General features: G+C 63.2%; 20 protein-coding genes. 15 read left to right on the top strand and 5 right to left on the bottom strand.

Annotated elements, in window-relative coordinates; translation table 11 throughout:
- Nucleotide 1 precedes the first annotated feature (1 nt).
- The 4 genes from FHS64_RS02470 to FHS64_RS02455 are packed head-to-tail and all read left to right on the top strand — an operon-like array spanning nt 2 to nt 2,428.
- Complete coding sequence (locus tag FHS64_RS02470; RefSeq protein WP_167175133.1) at nt 2–811, top strand: AraC family transcriptional regulator; 810 nt, start codon at nt 2–4, stop codon at nt 809–811.
- Nucleotides 812–852: 41 nt separating this feature from the next.
- Complete coding sequence (locus FHS64_RS02465) at nt 853–1,323, top strand: DUF6265 family protein (RefSeq protein ID WP_243862680.1); 471 nt, start codon at nt 853–855, stop codon at nt 1,321–1,323.
- Complete coding sequence (locus tag FHS64_RS02460; protein ID WP_243862679.1) at nt 1,278–1,814, top strand: GNAT family N-acetyltransferase; 537 nt, start codon at nt 1,278–1,280, stop codon at nt 1,812–1,814. Before FHS64_RS02465 ends, FHS64_RS02460 begins: the two co-directional genes overlap by 46 nt.
- Before the next feature lie 53 nt (nt 1,815–1,867).
- On the top strand, nt 1,868–2,428 hold the full coding sequence (locus FHS64_RS02455; RefSeq protein WP_167175130.1) for a lipocalin family protein: 561 nt from the start codon (nt 1,868–1,870) through the stop codon (nt 2,426–2,428).
- A gap of 13 nt (nt 2,429–2,441) precedes the next feature.
- Here FHS64_RS02455 and ubiG read toward each other — a convergent pair whose 3' ends face one another.
- On the bottom strand, nt 2,442–3,269 hold the full coding sequence (ubiG, locus tag FHS64_RS02450; RefSeq protein WP_167175127.1) for a bifunctional 2-polyprenyl-6-hydroxyphenol methylase/3-demethylubiquinol 3-O-methyltransferase UbiG: 828 nt from the start codon (nt 3,267–3,269) through the stop codon (nt 2,442–2,444).
- Between the two features lie 81 nt (nt 3,270–3,350).
- On the opposite strand from ubiG, the gene FHS64_RS02445 reads away from it, so the two are divergent.
- From FHS64_RS02445 to FHS64_RS02425, 5 genes are all read left to right on the top strand, one after another.
- Nucleotides 3,351–4,649, top strand: a complete 1,299-nt coding sequence (locus tag FHS64_RS02445) for an aspartate kinase (RefSeq protein ID WP_243862678.1) — start codon at nt 3,351–3,353, stop codon at nt 4,647–4,649.
- 82 nt (nt 4,650–4,731) lie between these two features.
- Nucleotides 4,732–7,035, top strand: a complete 2,304-nt coding sequence (gene ptsP / locus FHS64_RS02440; protein WP_167175124.1) for a phosphoenolpyruvate--protein phosphotransferase — start codon at nt 4,732–4,734, stop codon at nt 7,033–7,035.
- Between the two features lie 86 nt (nt 7,036–7,121).
- A complete protein-coding gene (locus tag FHS64_RS02435) occupies nt 7,122–8,282 on the top strand; it encodes a helix-turn-helix domain-containing protein (RefSeq protein ID WP_167175122.1) in 1,161 nt (386 codons plus the stop codon).
- 70 nt (nt 8,283–8,352) lie between these two features.
- Nucleotides 8,353–9,483: a flavodoxin-dependent (E)-4-hydroxy-3-methylbut-2-enyl-diphosphate synthase gene (gene ispG / locus FHS64_RS02430; RefSeq protein ID WP_167176233.1), complete on the top strand. Its 1,131-nt coding sequence runs from the start codon at nt 8,353–8,355 to the stop codon at nt 9,481–9,483.
- A 22-nt stretch (nt 9,484–9,505) separates the two neighbouring features.
- On the top strand, nt 9,506–10,102 hold the full coding sequence (locus tag FHS64_RS02425; RefSeq protein WP_167175117.1) for a glutathione S-transferase N-terminal domain-containing protein: 597 nt from the start codon (nt 9,506–9,508) through the stop codon (nt 10,100–10,102).
- A gap of 34 nt (nt 10,103–10,136) precedes the next feature.
- On the opposite strand, the gene FHS64_RS02420 is transcribed toward FHS64_RS02425, so the two are convergent.
- Together FHS64_RS02420 and FHS64_RS02415 are read right to left on the bottom strand one after the other, a co-directional pair.
- Nucleotides 10,137–10,910, bottom strand: a complete 774-nt coding sequence (locus tag FHS64_RS02420) for a sulfite exporter TauE/SafE family protein (protein ID WP_167175114.1) — start codon at nt 10,908–10,910, stop codon at nt 10,137–10,139.
- Nucleotides 10,911–10,996: 86 nt separating this feature from the next.
- The gene (locus tag FHS64_RS02415; protein WP_167175110.1) at nt 10,997–11,620 is read right to left on the bottom strand and encodes a response regulator; all 624 of its coding nucleotides are present in this window, start codon (nt 11,618–11,620) and stop codon (nt 10,997–10,999) included.
- A gap of 267 nt (nt 11,621–11,887) precedes the next feature.
- Here FHS64_RS02415 and prfA point away from each other — a divergent pair, with 267 nt between their 5' ends.
- On the top strand, nt 11,888–12,955 hold the full coding sequence (prfA, locus tag FHS64_RS02410) for a peptide chain release factor 1 (RefSeq protein WP_167175107.1): 1,068 nt from the start codon (nt 11,888–11,890) through the stop codon (nt 12,953–12,955).
- On the opposite strand, the gene FHS64_RS02405 is transcribed toward prfA, so the two are convergent.
- Nucleotides 12,952–14,199 carry a YihY/virulence factor BrkB family protein gene (locus tag FHS64_RS02405; RefSeq protein WP_243862677.1) on the bottom strand — a complete coding sequence of 416 codons (1,248 nt, stop codon included), beginning with the start codon at nt 14,197–14,199 and terminating at the stop codon, nt 12,952–12,954. The two genes, prfA and FHS64_RS02405, sit on opposite strands and share 4 nt — an antisense overlap.
- 103 nt (nt 14,200–14,302) lie before the next feature.
- On the opposite strand from FHS64_RS02405, the gene prmC reads away from it, so the two are divergent.
- From prmC to FHS64_RS02380, 5 genes are all read left to right on the top strand, one after another.
- Nucleotides 14,303–15,229, top strand: coding sequence for a peptide chain release factor N(5)-glutamine methyltransferase (gene prmC / locus FHS64_RS02400; protein WP_243862676.1), 927 nt, complete (start codon nt 14,303–14,305; stop codon nt 15,227–15,229).
- A 343-nt stretch (nt 15,230–15,572) separates the two neighbouring features.
- On the top strand, nt 15,573–16,466 hold the full coding sequence (locus tag FHS64_RS02395; protein ID WP_243862675.1) for a DUF4167 domain-containing protein: 894 nt from the start codon (nt 15,573–15,575) through the stop codon (nt 16,464–16,466).
- Nucleotides 16,467–16,593: 127 nt separating this feature from the next.
- Nucleotides 16,594–17,250: a hypothetical protein gene (locus FHS64_RS02390; protein ID WP_167175098.1), complete on the top strand. Its 657-nt coding sequence runs from the start codon at nt 16,594–16,596 to the stop codon at nt 17,248–17,250.
- Between the two features lie 113 nt (nt 17,251–17,363).
- A complete protein-coding gene (locus FHS64_RS02385) occupies nt 17,364–18,011 on the top strand; it encodes a DUF4893 domain-containing protein (RefSeq protein ID WP_243862770.1) in 648 nt (215 codons plus the stop codon).
- Between the two features lie 61 nt (nt 18,012–18,072).
- Nucleotides 18,073–18,486, top strand: coding sequence for an SPFH domain-containing protein (locus FHS64_RS02380; protein WP_167175092.1), 414 nt, complete (start codon nt 18,073–18,075; stop codon nt 18,484–18,486).
- 38 nt (nt 18,487–18,524) lie between these two features.
- On the opposite strand, the gene FHS64_RS02375 is transcribed toward FHS64_RS02380, so the two are convergent.
- On the bottom strand, nt 18,525–20,174 hold the full coding sequence (locus FHS64_RS02375) for a serine hydrolase (protein WP_167175089.1): 1,650 nt from the start codon (nt 20,172–20,174) through the stop codon (nt 18,525–18,527).
- Nucleotides 20,175–20,216: the final 42 nt, after the last annotated feature.

The following is a 20,216-nucleotide window of genomic DNA, read 5'->3' as shown; positions in this document are numbered from 1 at the left end:
GATGGGTGGAGAAGAAAGATACGAAGAGTTCGCTCCGCCTGAATCCCTACGCCCCTTTGTGCGTCTCCTGTGGACCTATGCGGCACCGGCACCGACAGGGGCCGTGCAGCGCATTGCGCCGGATGGCTGCCCCGAGCTGGTGATTGATCTGGCTGCTCCCTATGCGGAGGAGGGCGAAGACGGCGTCTTTCGGCCCCAGCCTTCGGTGATTTTCGCCGGTCAGTTGACCCGACCCATGCTCATTCGTCCGGTTGGTCCGGTCGAGATCGTCGCTGCCAAGTTCGAGCCGGACGGCGCACGCGACGGGTTGGGGCGTCCTCTGATCGAGGCGACAGACCGGAGACTGGATTTTGTAAAGCGCCTGCATGGTTTTGCGGCACCATCAGACGATCCCGCAGCTCAGGCGGCGGCCTTGGCGGCATGGCTGGAGGGGCAGCGCCAAACGGGCAGCTGGCATATTGATCCCGCAGTGCGCGCCGAGGTCGCCGCTGCCGAGCGTGAAACCGATGGACCGTTACTGAACCCGACGGAACGGCGCGCCCTGCAACGCCGCTTTCGCGACCGTGTCGGCGTCTCTCCGCGTACCTTGCGGTCGGTCTTTCGCTTTCGCCGTATTTTCGACCACGCGACAGGTCCGGATGCTGATGCGGCCTCTTGGCTAGAAGCCGGACTGGCCGCAGGCTATTTCGACCAACCCCAGATGGCGCGCGATTTTCGTCGCTTTCTGGGATGCACGGCGACGGAATGGGCACGCGAGCAGATGGAGTTGGCGCGCAAATTGGCGTCGCAATCTTACAAGCCCGCTTCGTGAGCTTGGCCTAGCTTGGGGCGATCCTTGAGGAGGGAAGCATTATGACAGCTATGATTGGTCTGGCGTTCGCCACTTTGTTGCAGGCAGGCCCGGTTGCGCCACAAACACCCGACCTGTCGTGGTTGGCCGGCTATTGGCTGGATTGCTCGCGCGGCGGCGAGGCGTCCGAAACCTGGAGCGATCCGAGACTGGGTCTGATCGTTGGGTCTTCCGTAACTGTGCGAAATGGCCGCAGCGGCTTCGAGAGTAGCCGCATTGCGCCCCTGAAAGACGGCGGACTGGCCTATTTCGCCCAGCCTGACGGGGCACCGGCAACGGTTTTCCGCCTGATCGAAAGCGGCCCGCAGCGCGCCGTCTTTACCAACCCCGAGAACGATTTTCCGCACCGGATCATTTATCAACGGCATCAGGATCAGCTACAGGCCCGTATCGAGGGGGCTGATGACGACGAGAACCGGAGTATGGAATGGACCTTCAACAAAGCCGAGCTGAACAGCCGATGCCCGCGCTGAACTGGCGCGCCATGCGCGAAAGCGATCTGGACGGTGTGGTGCTGGTGGCCCAGAAATCCTTCCCGGACCATCCGGAAGAACGCGCCTGTTTTGCCAATCGTCTGGACCTGAACCCGAACGGCTGCTTCGTGCTGGCCGACGATCAGGACACAGTAAAGGGCTATCTGGTGTCCTATCCGTGGATGCGGAACATGGCACCGGCGCTGAATGTGCTGATCGACGCCATCCCCGCAGATGCCGACAGCTATTACCTGCACGATCTGGCCATCGACCCCGATGTGCGTGGCGGTGGCCATACCCGCACGGTGATCGAAAAACTGGCCGAACAGGTCAAGGCAGACGGCTGGCCGCGCGTGTCGCTGGTCGCGGTCAACAACGCCACGGGCTTTTGGAACCGCAACGGTTTTGAAGTGCAAAACCCCGAAGGCATGGCCGAAAAACTGGCCAGCTACGGCGATGACGCCCGCTATATGGAACGCCCTCTGGTCTGATAAGACCCTGAAGTCTGAGGGAACCACTGACGCGCGCAGACGGTTTTATAGGCATGGCAAATCTTAAAACCCGTCTGCCCGTCCTTCTTCTGGCAGGTGTCGCCCTTGTGGCGCTGGGGGCCTGCGCGACCTTGCAGCAAGGCCCGTCCGGCAATGCCCGCGTGCCGGAACCTGCCAAAACCGTAGAGCTCGATCGCTATCTGGGGCGCTGGTACGAACTGGCCCGCTACGAACAGGGCTTCCAGAAGGATTGCGAGGCGGTGACCGCCGATTACAGCCTGCGCGATGACGGCCTGATCCGCGTCGTCAACACCTGCCACGAAGGCGCGCTGAACGGCCCTGTCAAACAGGCCGAGGCCCGCGCCAAGGTGGTTGCGGACAGCGGCAATGCCAAGCTGAAAGTATCCTTCTTCGGTCCCTTCTATGTCGGCAATTACTGGGTGCTGGACCATGCCGACGACTATAGCTGGGCCATCGTCGGCGAAGGCTCCGGCCGCTATCTGTGGCTCCTCAGCCGCGAGCCTAACCCGTCACCGGAGCTGCGCGAACGCCTTTGGAGCCGCACGGGCGAACTGGGCTACGACCTGTCCATGCTGCGCGTGACCCGGCATTAGGGCGTGAAGGCCATCAGGCCTTCTTGATGGCCACCATCATATAGTTGATGTCGGAATCGCCTTCGCCCCAGCGGTCGTTCAGCAGATCATAGCTCAGACCATACGGGCCGGTAACGGTCAGCGGCTCGTCCTTGAGCATGTCGCGGATCTCGTCGGGCTTGAGGAACTGCTTCCAGTTGTGCGTCCCTGCGGGCACCCAGCGCAGCACATATTCGGCAACGAACTTGCCCAGCAACAGCCCCTTGAGGGTGCGGTTCAGCGTGGCGACAATCATGATCCCGCCGGGTTTCACCAGCTGGGAACAAGCCCGCACAAAAGCCTCTGGATCGGCGACGTGTTCGATGACCTCCATGGTCAGAACCACATCGAATGGACCTTCGCCTGCCTCGACCATCTGCTCGACCGTGGACGCCTTGTAGCGGATATCCAGACCGACCTGCTCGGCATGGGCGCGGGCAGTGCCGATGTTCTCCGACGACGCATCCAGCGCCGTGACCTCAAACCCCATGCGCCGCATCGGCTCGGCCAGCAGGCCACCGCCGCAACCGATATCGATCAGCTTAAGACCGGCAAACGGCGCGCGCGTATTGGCATTCAGGCCGTAATGGTCGGCCACACGGTCGCGCACGAATCTCAGACGGGCCGGATTAAAGCGGTGAAGCGGCGCAAACGGCCCCTTCGGATCCCACCATTCGGCAGCTTGCGCGGAAAATCGTGCCACATCGGCAGGGTCGATACTGGGGCCTTGGGCACGTTCCATGGTTCCGTCATGCGGAATGTCGGAAAAATCCTGCGCGGATTGGGGATTGCGCTCAAGGCTGCTGTCGTTAGAAGCGGACATGAGCGAAGGGATGGACTGCCTTTCATTCCGACGCAAGTGACAAGACGCCCCTGATTTGGGCACCGGTAACCGGGGATAAGGATGACAGGCGCAAGCCAAGAGACGGATCGCAGCCGTCTGGTCATGAAGTTCGGTGGAACTTCGATGGCCGATCTGGAGCGAATTCGCCGTGCGGCGCGCATTGTCGCCGCCGAGGCGGCTAAAGGTAAAAAGGTCGCTGTGGTCGTATCGGCCATGGCGGGCAAGACCAATGAACTGGTGGCATGGACCGATGGCGCGGGCGCACCCGCAGCCGGTCTGTACCCCAAAGGCTCGATGACCGATGACGAGTACGATGTCGTCGTCGCCTCGGGTGAACAGGTCACATCGGGCCTTCTGGCCCTGACCCTTCGCAATATGGGCCTGAAAGCCCGTAGCTGGATGGGCTGGCAGATTCCGATCATCACCGATGACGCCCACGGTCGTGCGCGCATCGAGGATGTGCCGGGCGAAGTGCTGGGCGCGTCGATGGATGCCGGTGAAATCGCTATCATTCCGGGCTTCCAGGGCGTCTCGCGTTCGGGCCGTATCACCACCTTGGGCCGTGGCGGCTCCGACACCTCGGCTGTGGCCGTGGCGGCAGCGCTGAATGCGCCTTGCGACATCTATACCGACGTGGACGGGGTCTATACGACCGATCCGCGCATCGAGAACCGCGCCCGCCGACTGGCCCGCGTCTCTTATGAAGAAATGCTCGAAATGGCGTCCTTGGGGGCCAAGGTCTTGCAGACCCGCTCGGTCGAACTGGCCATGCACAAGCGCGTGCCTGTGCGGGTTCTGTCCAGCTTTATCGAGCCTGATGAAAACGGAAAACTGCCGGAAGATGCCGGCACCCTGATTTGCGACGAGGATGAGATCGTGGAAAAGCGCATCGTTTCCGGCGTGACGATGAGCCGGGACGAAGCCCGGATCACCCTGCTGGGCCTTTCGGACCGTACCGACGCTCCGGCCGACGTCTTCACCCGTCTGGCCGAGGCCAGCGTGAACGTGGACATGATCGTCCAGTCACAGGCCCGCAGCGCCGGTACCGTCAACCTGACCTTCACCACTGGCCGCCGCGACGCTGCCCGCGCTGCCGAGCTGATGAGCTCGCTCAAGTCGGAAATCGGCTTTGAGGAAATCCGCGTCGATGACGATGTGGCCAAGGTCTCGGTCATCGGTGTCGGCATGCGCTCGCACGCCGGTGTGGCCCAGATGATGTTCCGCGCCCTTGCGGACAAAGGCATCAAGTTCCAGGCCATCTCGACCTCGGAAATCAAGATCAGCGTGCTGATTGAGTCTGCCTATGCCGAACTGGCTGTGCGCGCCCTGCACGCGGCCTACGGTCTGGACACGCTTTAAAGGCGAACAGCGTCATCACAGATAGAGACAGCCGTGCCGCTTGCTGGCACACTGGACACCGGTCAGCAGAACAGGAGCTGTCATGGTCAAGAATGCGGGATTGACGACACGGGGCCCACGGAACCTGCTGCGCCAAATCCGCGAGGCCTTGGCCGGCGGTTATGGTGCGGGCGGTGCCAGTGGTGTCGCGGTGGCCGGTGCCCAGCAAAGGCTGGACATGGTGGTGGGCATTATTGCCCGCTCCATGGTGGCCGAGGTCTGCTCCATCTATCTGCGACGCGGCTCGGGCGAGCTTGAGCTGTTCGCTACCGAAGGCCTGAATCCCGCCGCTGTCCACAATACGCGCCTGCGCCCCGGCGAGGGTCTGGTGGGCGAGGTGGCCCGTCTGGCCCGCCCGATCAGCTTGTCGAACGCGCAGGAACACCCGAACTTCTCCTATCGTCCGGAAACGGGCGAAGACCCGTTCAATGCCTTCCTTGGCGCGCCCCTGCTGCGCGGTGGTCGCGCCATCGGGGTGCTGGTGGTCCAGAACCGCGCCGCCCGCGTCTATGACGAGGACGAGCTGGAAGACATCCAGAACATCGCCATGGTGCTGTCGGAAACGGTGGCGTCTGGCGGTCTTCTGGCCGATGCCGAACTGCGCGATGTCGAGCTGTCGCCGCACCGGCCAGAGCGCCTGTCCGGCCAGAAATTCTCCGAAGGACTGGCCGTGGGCCGTGCCGTCCTGCACGAAGCCCCTGTTCCACCCGAAAAGCTGCTGGCCGATGATCCGGCCCTTGAGGAAGTCCGCCTTCAGGACGGCCTGTCGGCCCTGAAATCCAGCATCGACCTGTTGCTCGAAGGCGGTCAGGCCAAGCTGGGCGGCACCCCTTACGAGGTGCTCGAAACCTATCGCATGTTCGCCGACGACCGTGGCTGGAACCGCTCGCTCGAAGAGGCGGTGCGCTCGGGTCTGACGGCCGAGGCGGCGGTGGACCGTGCCCGTAACGAGCACCGCGCCCGTTTTGCCAGTGCGCGTGACCCCTATATCCGCGAGCGGCTGCACGATTTCGAGGATCTGGCCAACCGCCTGTTGCGCGTCCTGATGGGCGATAATCCGGGCGAGCGGCAACTGCCGGACGATGCCATTCTGGTGGCACGTAATCTCGGCCCTGCCGACCTGCTGGAATATCCGCGCTCCAAGCTGAAAGGCCTTCTGCTCGAAGAAGGCTCGCCCGCCGGTCACGCCGCCATTGTGGCCCGCGCGCTGCAAATCCCCTGTGTCGGGCGCCTGACGGGCCTTCGCGACCGTCTGTCCGAAGGTGATCCGGTCATCGTCGATGGCGAAACGGGCGAAGCCTTCCTGCGCCCGCGTCAGGACATGCTGGTGGCGCTGCAAAGCCGGATGGAGGTGCGTGAACAACAACGTGCCGAGTTCGACCAGCTGCGCGATACGCCCGCCATCACGCTGGACGGCACGCGCATCATGGTGCTGACCAATGCCGGTCTGGCGGTCGATCTGGAAAATCTGGACATGACGGGGGCCGAGGGCATCGGCCTGTTCCGCACCGAGTTCCAGTTCATGGTCGCCGACGAACTGCCGAAATTGACGGCCCAGACCGCGCTCTACAAACTGGTGCTGGATGCGGCGGGCAACCGCCCTGTGACCTTCCGCACGCTGGATATCGGCGGCGATAAAATCCTGCCCTATCTGGAACCCGAGCGCGAGGAAAACCCTGCCATGGGCCGCCGCGCCATCCGTCTGGGGCTGGACCGTCCGGCCCTGTTGCGGATGCAGCTGCGCGCCCTGTTGTCGGCGGCGGCGGGACGCGAACTGCGCGTTATGTTCCCGATGATCGCCACGGTCGAGGAATTCCGCCGTGCGCGCGAAATGGTGGACCGCGAAATGGAATGGGCGCGCCGTCGTGGCCGCACCCTGCCGCGCCTGACGCGGGTGGGGGCCATGATCGAATGCCCCAGCCTGTTGTGGCACCTCGACGCCCTGCTACCGCTGACAGACTTTGTCTCCATCGGCACCAATGACCTGATGCAGTATATGTTTGCTGCCGACCGCACCAATCCGCGCGTGGCCGACCGCTATGATCCGCTGTCGCCACCGGCGCTGCGGGCGCTGCTGGAAATCCGCGAGAAATGCACCGACACCAATACGCCGGTGTCCATCTGTGGCGAACTGGCGGGCAAGCCGCTGGAGGCGTTTGCCCTGATCGCGCTGGGCTTTGACCGCCTGTCGGCTCCGGCCAGCGGTGTGGGACCGGTCAAACGGATGATCCTGTCCACCGATCTGAAAGCGGCCCGCCGTGGAATGGAGCCACTTTTGGCGTCTTCGGCCAGTAGTGTGCGCGGAGAGCTGGAATCGCTGGCGCGCAAACTCAACCTTGCGATCTGATCCGGCCACACGTTGAACCCGACCGCCGCCTCGTTTAAGCGGGGAAGACCAAGATCTGCCGAGCCCGGCAATGGATATTCCGACTGATGGATCAGGACCGGCCCCTGCCGCCCGAAAACGACAGCCAGACCGCACAGACCGCTGAAGACACGGCACATGAAGACATGACCGCCGAGCCGACAACGCTGGGCGGGCGACTGCGTGCGGCACGTCTGGCGTCCGGCCTGTCCTTTGTCGAGCTGTCCACCAAGACCCGCGTCAATACCCGCTTCCTCAAGGCCATCGAGCAGGGCGACCAGTCGCTGCTGCCGTCGCGCATTTTTACCATGGGCTATGTGCGTATCTACGCACAGGTTCTGGGTCTGGACGAACTGGAAGCGGTCGAACAGTACAAGGCCGAATTCCCCGAAGCCGGTGCCATACTTCAGGCCCCGACCGGCGCGGCCTTCCAGCAGATGCGCCGCCGCTCGCCCGCCATTCTGGGTGTGATTGGGGTCGTCGGTCTGGCCTTCCTGTGCTGGAATATCTTCCAGCGCCTGAACCGCATCGAGCCGCCCCACCCGTCGGACCTGACGGCGATACCGGCTGTCTGGTCCAAGGAGGCCGATAAGGTCCCGCAGACCGCTCTGGTTCTGGGCGGCCCGCAAGCCGCCCCGCCGGACCAGACCACGCCGCCGCTGTATCTGACCCCCGGTATCGAGGCGCAGATTTTGGGTGATGATCCCGACGCCGCCGCGACGGCTGCGGCACCGGCTCCGCCGGTTCAGGCCGCTTTTAACCCGCGCGGTGCATTGTACGGCGCACCGGCCAACAGCTCGACCACCACCTTACAGGCCATCAAGCCCGTGACTCTGGTGGTGCGTCAGGGCGACGGGCGTGTCCTGTTCGCCCGCCAACTGGCCGAGGGTGATAGCTGGCGGGCACCGCTCAATGTACAGGCCACGGTCGATGTGTCTGATCCGACCGCCGTGGCTGTCTATATGAACGGCGAACTGGCGGCCCCTCTGGCGGGCACGCAAACGCCGCTGGCCCGTTTGAATGCCCTGGCCGGTAACCTGGCCCGTCAGGCCGAAAGCCGCGCCGCCGCTGCCGCCGAGGCCGAGGTGAGGGCCCGCAACGCTCTGGCCGAACAGGCTGCTGCCGAACTGGCCCGCACCACGCCACCCGCTGCGGCCGCCGCGCCTGTGGCAACACCTGCCCCCACCACATCTGCCCCCACCACATCTGCCCAAGTCGTGCCCCAATAGGGGCCGACACATAAACTTTGTCTTCGGAAGCGTGGTCATCGCCCGCGCCCCGTCCTATGTATTGGCTGTCATGTCAGACCACACCCACGTCCGTCCGTGGCGCCATATCGAGCGCCGCAAGAGCCGCCAGATCCGCGTCGGCAATGTCCTTGTCGGTGGCGATGCCCCGATCAGCGTCCAGTCGATGACCAACACCCCGACCACGGATGCCAATGCCACGATCGGCCAGATCCGGCAGTTGGAAGAGGCAGGGGCCGATATCGTGCGCGTGTCCTGCCCCGACGTGGAATCCACGGCGGCGTTCAAGACCATCGCCAAGGCGGCCAAGGTGCCGCTGGTGGCCGATATCCACTTCCACTACAAACGCGGCATCGAGGCCGCCGAAGCGGGCGCGGCGTGTCTGCGCATCAACCCCGGCAATATCGGCTCGGCGGATCGTGTGCGCGAGGTCATCAAGGCCGCCCGCGATAATGGTTGCTCTATGCGGATCGGTGTGAATGCCGGATCGCTGGAAAAGGAACTGCTGGAAAAATACGGCGAGCCTTGCCCCGATGCCATGGTGGAAAGCGCGCTCAACCATGCCCGCATCCTTCAGGACAACGACTTCCACGAGTTCAAAATCTCGGTGAAAGCGTCCGACCCCTTCCTGACGGTCGCCGCCTATCAGCAACTGGCCGAGGCCATCGATTGCCCGCTGCACCTTGGCGTGACCGAGGCGGGACCGCTCCGCACCGGCACGATCAAATCGGCCATTGGCATGGGCAATATGCTGTGGGCCGGTATCGGCGATACCATCCGTGTCTCGCTGGCCGCCGATCCGGTCGAAGAGATCAAGGTCGGCTTCGATATCCTCAAATCGCTGGGCCTGCGCCATCGCGGCGTCAACATTATTGCTTGCCCGTCTTGCGCCCGTCAGGGCTTCAACGTCATCGAGACGGTGGCCATCCTCGAAGAGAAACTGGCCCATATCTCCACGCCGATGTCGCTGTCGATCATCGGCTGCGTGGTCAACGGTCCGGGCGAGGCCCTCTATACCGATGTTGGTTTTACCGGCGGTGGTGCGGGCTCGGGCATGGTCTATCTGAACGGCAAGATCGCCCACAAACAGGCCAATGACGGCATGATCGACCACATTGTCGAACGGGTCGAGGAAAAGGCCGCAGAGCTGGACGCCGCCCGCAAGGCCGCCGAGCAAAACTGAATAAAAGAGCAGGGGAAATCGTATGAAGCTCTATATCACCACGCCGTCGCCGTTCGCCCGCAAGGTGCGTATCGTGGCCCGCGAAAAAGGCCTGTCCGACCGCATCGAGGAGATCGTTGTCGATCCCTACGCCAATGCGCCGGAACTGCTGGACACCAATCCGGTGGTGCAGGTGCCGACCCTGATTGCCGAAGACGGTCTTGCCCTGAACGACAGCCCGGTCATCTGCGACTATCTGGATCGCGTGGGCAGCGGTGATCGCCTCCTGCCACAGGACAATGCCAACTGGCTGCGCGTCAAACGCCTCGAGACACTGGGCAATCAGGCGCTGGAAATGGGCGTCAAACTGGTGCTGGAAAAGCGCCGCCCCGAGCATGAGCGTTCACCCATGTGGATCGAGCGCTGGACCGCCAATATGGGCCGCACCCTCGATGCCCTCGAAGCCGAAACCCTGTCGGCAGATGTCATCGACATGGGCTCCATCACCGCCGCTATTGCCGTGACATGGATCGGTTTCCGCCATCCCGACTATGACTGGAAGGCGGGCCGCCCCAAGCTGGTGGCCTTCCAGACGGCCATGGAAGCGCGCGAAAGCTTCAAGGATACCTATCCGAAATAGGCCAAAGAAAAGGGAGCCATCGAGGCTCCCTTTTTTATTTCAGAAACAGGTTCACGCCCTGAAAAATGGCCAGCCCGACCAGCAGGATACCCACGGCATAGGTCAACACCTTGCGTGGCACCTTCTTGACGATCAGGCCTGCAAACGGCGCGGCAATCACCCCGCCGGCCACCAGACCGGCCACGGCGGCGGCATGGTCTTTCAGCCCCTCGGCCTCGGTCCAGTGACCACTGACCAGCGCCCAGACAAAGGTCGCCGACACGGCCACCGTCAAAAAGAACTCGGCGGTGTTGACCGTGCCGATGGCCTTGCGCGGTTCCTGCCCCGATCCGATCATGGACGAGGTCACGGTCGGCCCCCAGCCTCCGCCGCCAATCGCATCCAGAAACCCGCCGATCAGACCAAACGGTGCCGCCACCCAGCGCGGCAGCTTGCGCGGGTGGATATCATGTCCGGCCCGCCACAAAATCCATATGCCGATCAGGGCCAGATAGGCGACGATAAAGGGCTTGATGATGTTGCTGTCGATACCGGTCAGCACATAGGCCCCCAGCGTACCGCCGATCACGCCTGCCACCGCCAGCGGCACGAACAGCCGCCACTCGATATTCTTGTGCACGACGTGGCTGGATGCCGAGGCGGCCGTGGTGAACACCTCGGCCGCATGGGTGCTGGCCGAGGCAGCCGCGGGCGGAACCCCCAGCGCCAGCAGCACCGAGGTCGAGATCACGCCATAGGCCATGCCCAGCGCGCCATCGACGGCCTGTGCCAATATGCCGACCAGCAGAAACAACAGAAAGGTATCCAACCGGCATTCCCTAGATCATGCGCCTGCTATGGACAGCCAGCGCGACAAAGACACAGACCGAACAAGGTTACTACAGATGCCGGGCTTCAGTTGGTAATTTCGAGGCGGTGGATGGCGCTCAGAACATCGGCGGTCGAATAGGGTTTGATGATCATGGCGGCGGCCATATCGGCATGGCGGGCCGCCTGCGAAACATCCCCCGACAGAAAGATCACCGGCACACCCCAACTGTTCTTGAGGCTACGCGCCAGATCAACACCGCTGGCCTCACCCGAAAGATTGATGTCCAGCAGGGCCAGATCAATCGGATGCAGGGCGGTTGCGGCCTCTGCGGTTTCGGCACTGTGGAACGGGCCGATCACGCGGTGACCCGCCTCGTCCAGCATTTCGGTCAGGGTCGCTGCCGTCTCCGCATCGTCCTCGACCACAAGCACATTCAGGGCCTCGCGTGTCATATCAGCCTCCTCGTCGGATTCATTCAGGGCAGGGGATATCGGGGCCTGTTTCAGCAACAGACTGCGGATCATGGGCCACAAGGTGCGCGACGGTCCGTCCGAGGCCAGATCGAAAATCCGGGCCAGCGCCCGTAGTTCGGCATCGGCGGCGGATGATAATGGCGCGTTGTGATCCATATGGGCGTCATAGACGGCACAAAGCCGCTCTACGCCCGGATCGACCCGAAGGTCCGGACGGTCTTTGGTGTAGCTCATTCAGCCAGTCCCCTGTTACGCAATGCCGATCACAGGCCGCACCCATGTCTTCGATAGGAGAGGCGAGCCGCGTCCGGCAGCGCAAAGCTAGGGAGTGCAAGGGCCTGTGAAAATGCCTTTGACGCGCTTGTGACGTCTCATCACAATCTGTGCATGAGCGCGTGATGAGGCTGTAAATGCCCTGATCGCCCGCGCGAATACATGATCCGGCATAGACTTGGGGCGGGCCGTCAGCGTATTCAGGCCGCTTCAATCCAGGAGCATCCCTTGCGTCTTCCCCAGGCCCGTCTCGATCAGGTACTCGACCGTTTCCATCAGGTGGAAGCGCGTATGGGCGCGGCCACAGACGGGGCCGAGATCGTGCGCCTGTCCAAAGAACATGCCGAGCTGAAGCCTGTCGCCGACGCCGTAACCACACTGGCCAAGGCCCGTCAGGAAATGGCCGATCTGGAGGTTATGGCCTCCGATCCCGACATGGCCGACATGGCCGCCGAGGAAATCGAAACCCTCAAAGAGCGCCTGCCGGAGCTTGAACGCGAAGTGGCCCTGCTTTTGGCCCCGCGCGATGCCGACGAAAAAGCCTCTGCGGTTCTGGAAGTGCGCGCCGGTACCGGCGGCGACGAGGCAGCCCTGTTCGCGGGCGACCTGTTCCGCATGTATAGCCGCTATGCCTCCAGCATCGGCTGGCGCGTCGAGATCGACAGCGCGACCGAGGGCGAGGCGGGCGGCTATAAGGAAATCATCGCCACCATTACCGGCGACGGCGTGTTTGGCCGCCTGAAGTTTGAGTCCGGCGTCCACCGCGTCCAGCGCGTGCCGACGACCGAGGCGGGCGGGCGTATCCACACCTCCGCTGCCACCGTCGCGGTCCTGCCGGAAGTCGAGGACGTGGAGATCGAAATCCACGACAAGGACATCCGCATCGACACCTATCGCTCGTCGGGTGCAGGTGGCCAGCACGTCAACAAGACGGACTCGGCGGTCCGCATCACCCACTTGCCGACCGGCATCGTGGTGACGTCCTCGGAGAAGTCCCAGCACGTCAACCGCGACAAGGCGATGAAGAACCTGCGTATCCGCCTGTATGACCAACAGCGTCAGGCCAAGGACAATGCCCGCTCCGACGCCCGCAAGTCACAGGTCGGCTCGGGCGACCGTTCGGAACGCATCCGTACCTACAACTTCCCGCAAGGTCGCGTGACCGATCACCGTATCGGCCTGACCCTGCACAGCCTGCCGCAAATCCTCGAAGGCGACCTCGACCCGATGCTGAACGCCCTGATCGCCGAAGATCAGGCCGCCCGCCTTGCCGACCTCGAGGCCGAGTTCGGCTAAGACCGTCTCCTGCGGCGGATCACCTTCGATCCGATGCTCTCGGCATATTTCAGCGTAAAGGCCAGCGCGGCAGGGTTGCCCCTCCGTGCGCCCACACTGTCGGCCATCACGGCCCCGCGTTCGCCGATCGGCTTGTCGGGGCCGACCGTGGTGTCCATCGCGGTCTGGTGTTCGATCTCGGCATTCAGACGCGCGCCCATCAGCACGACTTGCAGCGAAATCCACGTCCACAGTAGAAAACCCATGGCCGCCGATAACGGACCATAGGAGTCCGTGCGGACAAAATTGGTCAGGAACCAGCTGAACAGCAAGGACACCAACAGTCCCAATATGGCTGCAACCGTCGCCCCCGGCGTCAGCCAGCGCCAGCGCGGCGAGGTCCGGCTGGGACCGATGCGATAGACCAGATTGAGAAACCCTACATACAGCACAAACAGGATCGGCCAGCGCAGCGGCGACAAAAACGCCCACTCCTCCTGCAGACCGAACAGGGCAATCACCACCGGCACACCCACCACCAGCAACGATACCAGCATCACCGCCAGCAGAGCCGAAATGGTGCAGGCCATACACAGCAGGTTGTACTTGACGATGTGGCGCTTTTCGACCTCGTGATAGGCAAGATTCAGCCCGTAAAACAGGGTCTTCACCCCGCCATTGGCCGCCCATAGCGACAGCAACAGCGTCCAGATCAGGGTAAAGGTCAGCTGGCCGGTCGAACCGCTGGCCAGCCGCGCCATTTCATTGCCGAGAAACTCGGCCACATTGGCGGGCAGCAGCTCGTAGATGAAGTCCAGCCGCCCCCATGCGTCTGCCGGATTGGCGAACAGGCCATAGATGGTGACAAAGGCACCGATGGCCGGAAACAGGGCCAGCAGCATGAAAAAGGTGATCCCGCCCGCCACAAACGAAACGCGGTCGCCAAAAAAGCCGACGCCGGTACGCCACAGAATATCGACCCAGCCCCTGAACGGGATTTGCAGCGGCGAGGTAGCCAACCGCCCGCGACCGGGCTCGGCGCGGTCATAGCTTTCGGGGCTTTCGTCGTCGGCCACGGCATCGGGACGATACTGGCGCAGGTCCAGACCGATCCTGTGCCCTTGCGTATAGAGCAGGTGCGCCGCCGTCGCCCCCGCCGCTAGCCCGCCGCCCGCAGCCCCCAGATAACGCAACCATAGGGGCGTGCGGCCCCGACTGCGCCCTTGGGACGGACGCGGGGCCAGCAGTGCAGTGACGCGATTCAAAGCCGTGCGCGATGCGCCCGACCGTTTTGCGGTGGATTTATTTCTGCCCATGGCGGTTCAGAACGATCCTGCCTGTGACCTGTTCCGTCTTGAATTTTTTGACATGAGTCCCCAATCAATCCGCATGAACGCGACCACCACCCCTCCCGCATCCGGTGCCACCCTCCTGACCTTGTGGAAGGATGCCCAGACCCGTTTCAAGGCCGCCGGTCTCGACAGTCCCTCCATCGACGCACGCATCCTGCTGGAAGCGGCGACGGGGGCGGGGCGTGTCGATATCCTGACCGATCCCTATCGCGTCGTCACCTCCGAACAGAATTCGACGATGGAAGAGATGGTTGTCCGCCGTCTGGCCCGTGAACCGGTTTCCAAAATCCTCGGCAAGAAGGGTTTCTGGAAGATCATGCTGAACGTCACCCCCGACGTCCTCAGCCCGCGCGCCGATACCGAGGTGATCGTCGATATCGCCACCCTGGCCTTTACCGAGGATCAGGCCTTCGAGATGGCCGATCTGGGCACAGGCTCGGGCGCCATCCTGCTGGCGACACTGGCCGAACGCGCCCGCGCACACGGTGTGGGTGTCGATATCTCCAATGCGGCCCTCGAGGTCGCCCGCGAGAACGCCGCCACGCTGGACCTGTCGAACCGCTGCACCTTCGCGCATGGCGACTGGGCAAAGGGTCTGGCCGATCATTGCTATGATCTGGTGGTGTCCAACCCGCCCTATATCCCGTCGGGCGATATTGCCGGACTTGATCCCGAAGTGCGCGAACACGACCCGCATCTGGCTCTGGATGGCGGTGCCGATGGTCTTGAGCCGTACCGCGTACTGGCGCCCGAGATTAAGCGCCTGTTGCGCCCCGAGGGTATTTTCGCGGTCGAGATCGGCTGGGACCAGGGCCCGCAGGTCAAGGCCTTGTTCGAGGCGGAAGGCTTTGCCGATGTGAAGGTGGTCAAGGATCTGGGACAGCGCGATCGCGTGGTCACCAATGGTCCCGATCCGCACACCACACCGCGCCCCAAGGCCTAGGTTTTCGCAAGGCCCAAACGGTATTTGGCGGCGGCAGGTCAAAAGCCTGTCGCCGCTTTTTGCATTATAGGTCTTGGCAAAAGGCTTAATCACGCGCTAAGTCCACCTTGTCTCCACCCAAAACACAGCGGATGCGGCTACCTATGCCATCATCAGTGTGTCCGGGGCATGTGACGGTCGGGCCTGAGAGGGCGCGGCGGACCACAGGGCGACAATTGTTTTTCCGAACACATCGCAACGGGGATTGGCCCCGAAAGCGCGGAACCAGGACTTGGGCCCAAACTGTCACAGCGACAGCCGGATCCACACCAGCACGGTAACCTCGATGAGAGATTTCAAGGGCATGAAGCGTCAGCGCGGCCGCAATCGCAAGCCGAGCGGTGGCAACAACGCCAATGCAACCAACCCGAACCGTTCGTGGGACTCGCAAGGTCCCGAGAACATCAAGGTTCGAGGTAATGCCCAGACGGTTTATGAACGCTATATGCAGCTGGCGCGCGATGCTTCCGCTGCCGGTGACCGCGTTCTGGCCGAAAACTACACCCAGCACGCCGAACACTATTTCCGTGTCCTGCGCGCCCTGCAGCCCCTGCGTTCGGTGAGCGAGATCTCCCAGCGCGAACAGGCTGGCCAAGGTTTCGATATCGACTTCGAAGACGAATCCGGTGCCCAGGCCGCGGCCATCATCGCTGCCCAGCAGGCTGAGGAACGTCGCGCCGAGGACGAAGCCCGCCGTCAGGCCGAACGCGCCGAGCGCGAAGCCCAGCGCGAGCGTGAACGTGCCGAGCGCGCTGAACGCGGCGAGACCGACGCCGAATTCGAAGCCCGTGAAGGCAACCGCCGTGAAAGCCGCCGCGAGCGTTGGGAACGTCGTCGTGACGATCGCAACCGCCGCTTCGATAACGGTACGGAAGGTTCGGGCGAAGACAGCCCTAACGACACGCCGCCGGCCGATACCGGTGCTGGCGAAGTCGCCCAACCGCCTGTAGCGGCCGTCGAGGTCGAACAGGCCGAACCGGCACCGCGCGCCCAGCGCACCCGCCGTCCGCGTGCGGAATCGGCACCGCGTAACGCAGAACCGGCGACCGAAGCTGGCGAAGAAACCTCGCGTGATGCGGCCAGCCTGCCGGGCTTTGTCACCCGTCCGGTCGCTCTGGAAGATACCCCCGACGAGGCTCCGGCTCCGCGCCGCCGCGCGCCGCGCCGCAAGATCGAGGAAACCACTTCGGAGGACTGATTTCCCCGAAACGGTAAAGACTACGAAAGCCCGCAGTATTCGCATACTGCGGGTTTTTGCTTGCCTGTCCGGTAACCAAAACTTTCATTTCAAAGCCAAGACTGTCCCTGATTGCAGAGATGATGTCATGGCTTCCCCCGGCTTTACCCGTCACCTGAACGATCTACTGGGCCAGTTCTTGAGCGAGTTTTCGCGCTTGGCGGCCCTGATGCGTTCCCCGTCGCGTGCGTCTGTTCTGGCCGCGCCCGCAGAGCCGCTCGCCGCTGTCGCGATTTGCCCGCAAGCTATTTTGCGACAGGTCGGACTCAGTCTGGGTGACGAGGCTTTTTTCTATCGTGTCGATGTCATGCGGCGTTACCGCTGGGACGTGCCGCTGCTTTGCGTGGACGCAGTCATGCTCACCTCGGTCCTGACCGATCTGGTGCGGGGCGCGATTACCGCCTGCGGGCACGAAGGGGCCGTCATCTGCGACCTTGGCTATGACGCACAGGGGCTGCGCCTCGGCATTTCGGACAGCAGTGGCGTGACCGGACAGACCATGGGCTGGTGGGAAGGGAGCAGCCGCTACCGACACCTCGCGCGTCTGGAACAGGACGTGATCCGGCTGGGCGGACAACAGCGGGTGTCGGTGTTCGAGGGCGAAGGCGTGGTGGTCGAGCTACGGTTTCCAGCGGCCCTGTGCCTCGGTCCCGAACGCCGGACCCGCCATCTTGTGGCACTTAATGAACCGCATCGGCCCTTGTCGGTCCCGATTGGGGCAAGATACCACCCTCGTCGCCCTTGACGCACCGGCTCTAAGGCCGTCGAATAGTCCCAAGGTGGGGTAGTGCCCGAAACATGGAGAGCCGTGTGGCTTGTTGGCGTCCAAAACCGCGTAAATGGATGGGTACCACAGTGATGACAGGCGCAATCCTGTCAGTGCTGGCTGGGTGCGCGTCGGTCAATAGCGGTTCGGATCGCGTCGATGTCGTCATGCCGCCGCCTCCGCCACCGCCGGTCGGTACCGTGCTGGTTGACTGGCGCGGCGTGATCTCCCGCTTTGACCGCGACCGTCTGGATCGCCGCGAGGCCGCATGGAAGGTGGCGCTGGAACAGGCCGACCGTCTGGGCGGCAGCGGCAATCTAGCGTCTCTGGGCGCTCTGGTTGACCCCGCCGCCAGTCTGCCCGATCCGGCCATGCCCAGCGGCCATTACCGTTGCCGCACCGTAAAATTGGGCAGTCAGGCCGAGTATGACGGTCTGGGCTATGTGGTCTATGGCTGGTTCCGTTGCCGCGTCGAGGCCACCGATCAGGGCACGCTCCTGACCAAGCTGTCAGGCTCGCAACGGGTGCAGGGGCTGCTCTATCCCGAAAGCGAAAAACACATGGTCCTGCTCGGGGCTATGGCCCTGTCGAACGAGGTACGCGCACCGGCCTATGGCGCGCGACCGGACCGCGACACGGTGGCGGTGCTGGAACGTATCGGCCCGCAACGCTGGCGTCTGGTCACCCCGTGGCCGCACAACGAATCCAATCTGGACGTGATGGAGCTGGTCCCCGAATAAGGCTTGCCACTGGCCCGTCTTTTTCGGAATTATGGCCCTGATATTGTAGAGGAAGGGCATAATGAGCAAACCGCAATACGGACTTAAGGCCACGATCTGGACGATTGTAGCGGCTGTGGCTGTACTGGCGATCGTTCTGGTGGGCCTGCCCACCTACAACGTCTATGCCAAACAGATGCAGGGCCGCGCCGCCTACGAAGAAGCCGTGCAAAACCGCCGCATCCGCGTGCTGGAAGCGCAAGCCGCCCTCGATGCCGCCAAGCTGACCGCACAGGCCGAGATCGAACGCGCCAAGGGGGCCAACGAGGCCAACCGGATCATGGCCGAGGCGCTGGGCGGTGCCGAAAACTATCTGCGCTGGTCCTATATCAACATGCTTCAGGAAACCGCGGGCAAGGAAGGTCGCCAGACCATCTACATCCCCACCGAGGCGGGTATGCCCATCCTCGAAGCGGGCAAGCGCGACGCGAAATAACAAAAGGGCCGGATCATCTGATCCGGCCCTTTTTATTCTCAGCGGCTGCGCGGGACCCTGGTCAGACGCAGGTTCTGATAGTCATACGAGAAGTCGATATCGGGCGAGACACCCTTGAGGGTCGCACGGACAGCCAGACCGTTTTCGACCTCGAAGGTGAAGAACGCATCTTCCTCGCGCTTGTCGGTAAAGCGGGTACGGAAGGTATTGCCGTCATACGGCTCCAGCCAGCCCTTCAGCGCGGGGGTATGGGTAAAGGTCACCCACAGACCGGGGCGGTGGTGCTGGCCACGGCCATAGTCCTGCTCGCGGATGATGATGTCGCCATACCACGGGTCACGCCATGTGCCTTCATAGGCCGCCAGATGAAGCGGCGGACGAGCGCCCGCGGCCTGTTTGGCATCGATCTCGGCCGCGGCCTTCAGCGACTTCTCGATCCCCTCGGCCTCGATGCGCTTGGAATCGGCAATCCAGTCCACATCCACCTTGCCCATGGCCAGATCGGTCAGACCCGAACGCAGCGCCCGCAACAGCAGACCCTCCTCGGCATTGGTAAAGATCGAAATGCCGATCTTGCGCGCCGTCAGAAGAACGGTCGAGGAGATACCGCCCGGCGATCCGCCGCCATGGGTGGCCATGCGCTCGCCGCGATAGTCCTGCACCTGCAAGCCCATGGCATAGGTATTGGCAATCGAACGGTTGGGCATGGCCGCCGTCGGCCCCTCGGACGACGAGACGATGATGTTCGGACGGTACATCTCTTTGGCCACCGCCTCGGAGAACAGGCGGGTCCCATCGGGTAGTGCCCCGTTGTTCAGACGCAGCGCCATCCACTTGGCCCAGTCACGGGCGCTGGCACAGATGCCACCGGCAGCGGCCGCATTGTCCCAGTTCCAGACCTCGGCAATCGAGCGCGCAATCTGGGTCATCTCGCCCTGATAACGCAGGGGCGGGCCGACGCGGCCATGGGGCAGGGCCGACTTCGCAGGGTCTGCCAGACGCGCCAGCGGCACGCTTTCCGTCATGCCCAGCTTGTCGAACACGCGGGTCTGGACAAAGTCTTCCCAGGTCATACCCGAGACGCGCTCGATCACGGCACCGGCGACGACAAACATCAGGTTGCAATAATGATAGTTGGCGCGGAACCCGTCCTCGATCGGCACAAAGGCCGCCTGACGCAGCACATCGGCGCGCGAGCGGTCGCTATTGGGCCAGAACAGAAGATCACCGGCACCCAGCCCGAAACCGGCACGGTGCGACAGGGTATCGCGCACGGTAATACGCTCCGCGATCACCGGATCGGACAGGGTGAACTCGGGCAGATAGGTCTTGATCGGCTCGTCCCATTTCACCTTGCCCTCGTCCACCAGCATACCCAGACAGGCCGCGGTGACGTTCTTGGAGTTGGAGGCAATGGCAAACAGGGTATTGTCGCTGGCAGGCGCGTTCTGGCCCTTGATGCGCGTGCCATAACCCTTGGCCAGCAGGGTCTGGCCGTCCTTGACCAGCGCCACCGATACCGCAGGCTGGTCCGGCCATGCCGCCAGACAGCGCTTCACATAGGCATCGAACGCCTCGACCAGCGAGGCATCGTCATTGGCGGCTTGAAAGGCAAAGGCAGGGCGTGTCGTCAGCGCGGCGGCACTACCGCTCAGTAGTGCGGCGCGGCGGGAAAGACGAAGGGACATGGCAGCTCCGGTATAATCTCGGCGGCCACGCTATCTTGCTTC

It is taken from the genome of Brevundimonas terrae (genome assembly GCF_011761985.1).
GTDB lineage: Bacteria > Pseudomonadota > Alphaproteobacteria > Caulobacterales > Caulobacteraceae > Brevundimonas > Brevundimonas terrae.
This window is presented reverse-complemented; position numbering and strand designations above follow the sequence as displayed.

Bases quoted from the DNA above. Each gene is read 5' to 3' on its own strand.
- ptsP (WP_167175124.1), top strand. From the start codon at position 4,732: ATGGTCAAGAATGCGGGATTGACGACACGGGGCCCACGGAACCTGCTG.
- FHS64_RS02415 (WP_167175110.1), bottom strand. From the start codon at position 11,620: ATGAGCTACACCAAAGACCGTCCGGACCTTCGGGTCGATCCGGGCGTA.
- ubiG (WP_167175127.1), bottom strand. From the start codon at position 3,269: ATGTCCGCTTCTAACGACAGCAGCCTTGAGCGCAATCCCCAATCCGCG.
- FHS64_RS02390 (WP_167175098.1), top strand. From the start codon at position 16,594: ATGGCTTCCCCCGGCTTTACCCGTCACCTGAACGATCTACTGGGCCAG.
- FHS64_RS02380 (WP_167175092.1), top strand. From the start codon at position 18,073: ATGAGCAAACCGCAATACGGACTTAAGGCCACGATCTGGACGATTGTA.
- FHS64_RS02425 (WP_167175117.1), top strand. From the start codon at position 9,506: ATGAAGCTCTATATCACCACGCCGTCGCCGTTCGCCCGCAAGGTGCGT.
- FHS64_RS02395 (WP_243862675.1), top strand. From the start codon at position 15,573: ATGAAGCGTCAGCGCGGCCGCAATCGCAAGCCGAGCGGTGGCAACAAC.
- FHS64_RS02465 (WP_243862680.1), top strand. From the start codon at position 853: ATGACAGCTATGATTGGTCTGGCGTTCGCCACTTTGTTGCAGGCAGGC.
- FHS64_RS02385 (WP_243862770.1), top strand. From the start codon at position 17,364: ATGACAGGCGCAATCCTGTCAGTGCTGGCTGGGTGCGCGTCGGTCAAT.
- FHS64_RS02435 (WP_167175122.1), top strand. From the start codon at position 7,122: ATGGATCAGGACCGGCCCCTGCCGCCCGAAAACGACAGCCAGACCGCA.
- ispG (WP_167176233.1), top strand. From the start codon at position 8,353: ATGTCAGACCACACCCACGTCCGTCCGTGGCGCCATATCGAGCGCCGC.
- FHS64_RS02455 (WP_167175130.1), top strand. From the start codon at position 1,868: ATGGCAAATCTTAAAACCCGTCTGCCCGTCCTTCTTCTGGCAGGTGTC.
- FHS64_RS02375 (WP_167175089.1), bottom strand. From the start codon at position 20,174: ATGTCCCTTCGTCTTTCCCGCCGCGCCGCACTACTGAGCGGTAGTGCC.
- FHS64_RS02445 (WP_243862678.1), top strand. From the start codon at position 3,351: ATGACAGGCGCAAGCCAAGAGACGGATCGCAGCCGTCTGGTCATGAAG.
- prmC (WP_243862676.1), top strand. From the start codon at position 14,303: ATGAGTCCCCAATCAATCCGCATGAACGCGACCACCACCCCTCCCGCA.
- FHS64_RS02470 (WP_167175133.1), top strand. From the start codon at position 2: ATGGGTGGAGAAGAAAGATACGAAGAGTTCGCTCCGCCTGAATCCCTA.
- FHS64_RS02460 (WP_243862679.1), top strand. From the start codon at position 1,278: ATGGACCTTCAACAAAGCCGAGCTGAACAGCCGATGCCCGCGCTGAAC.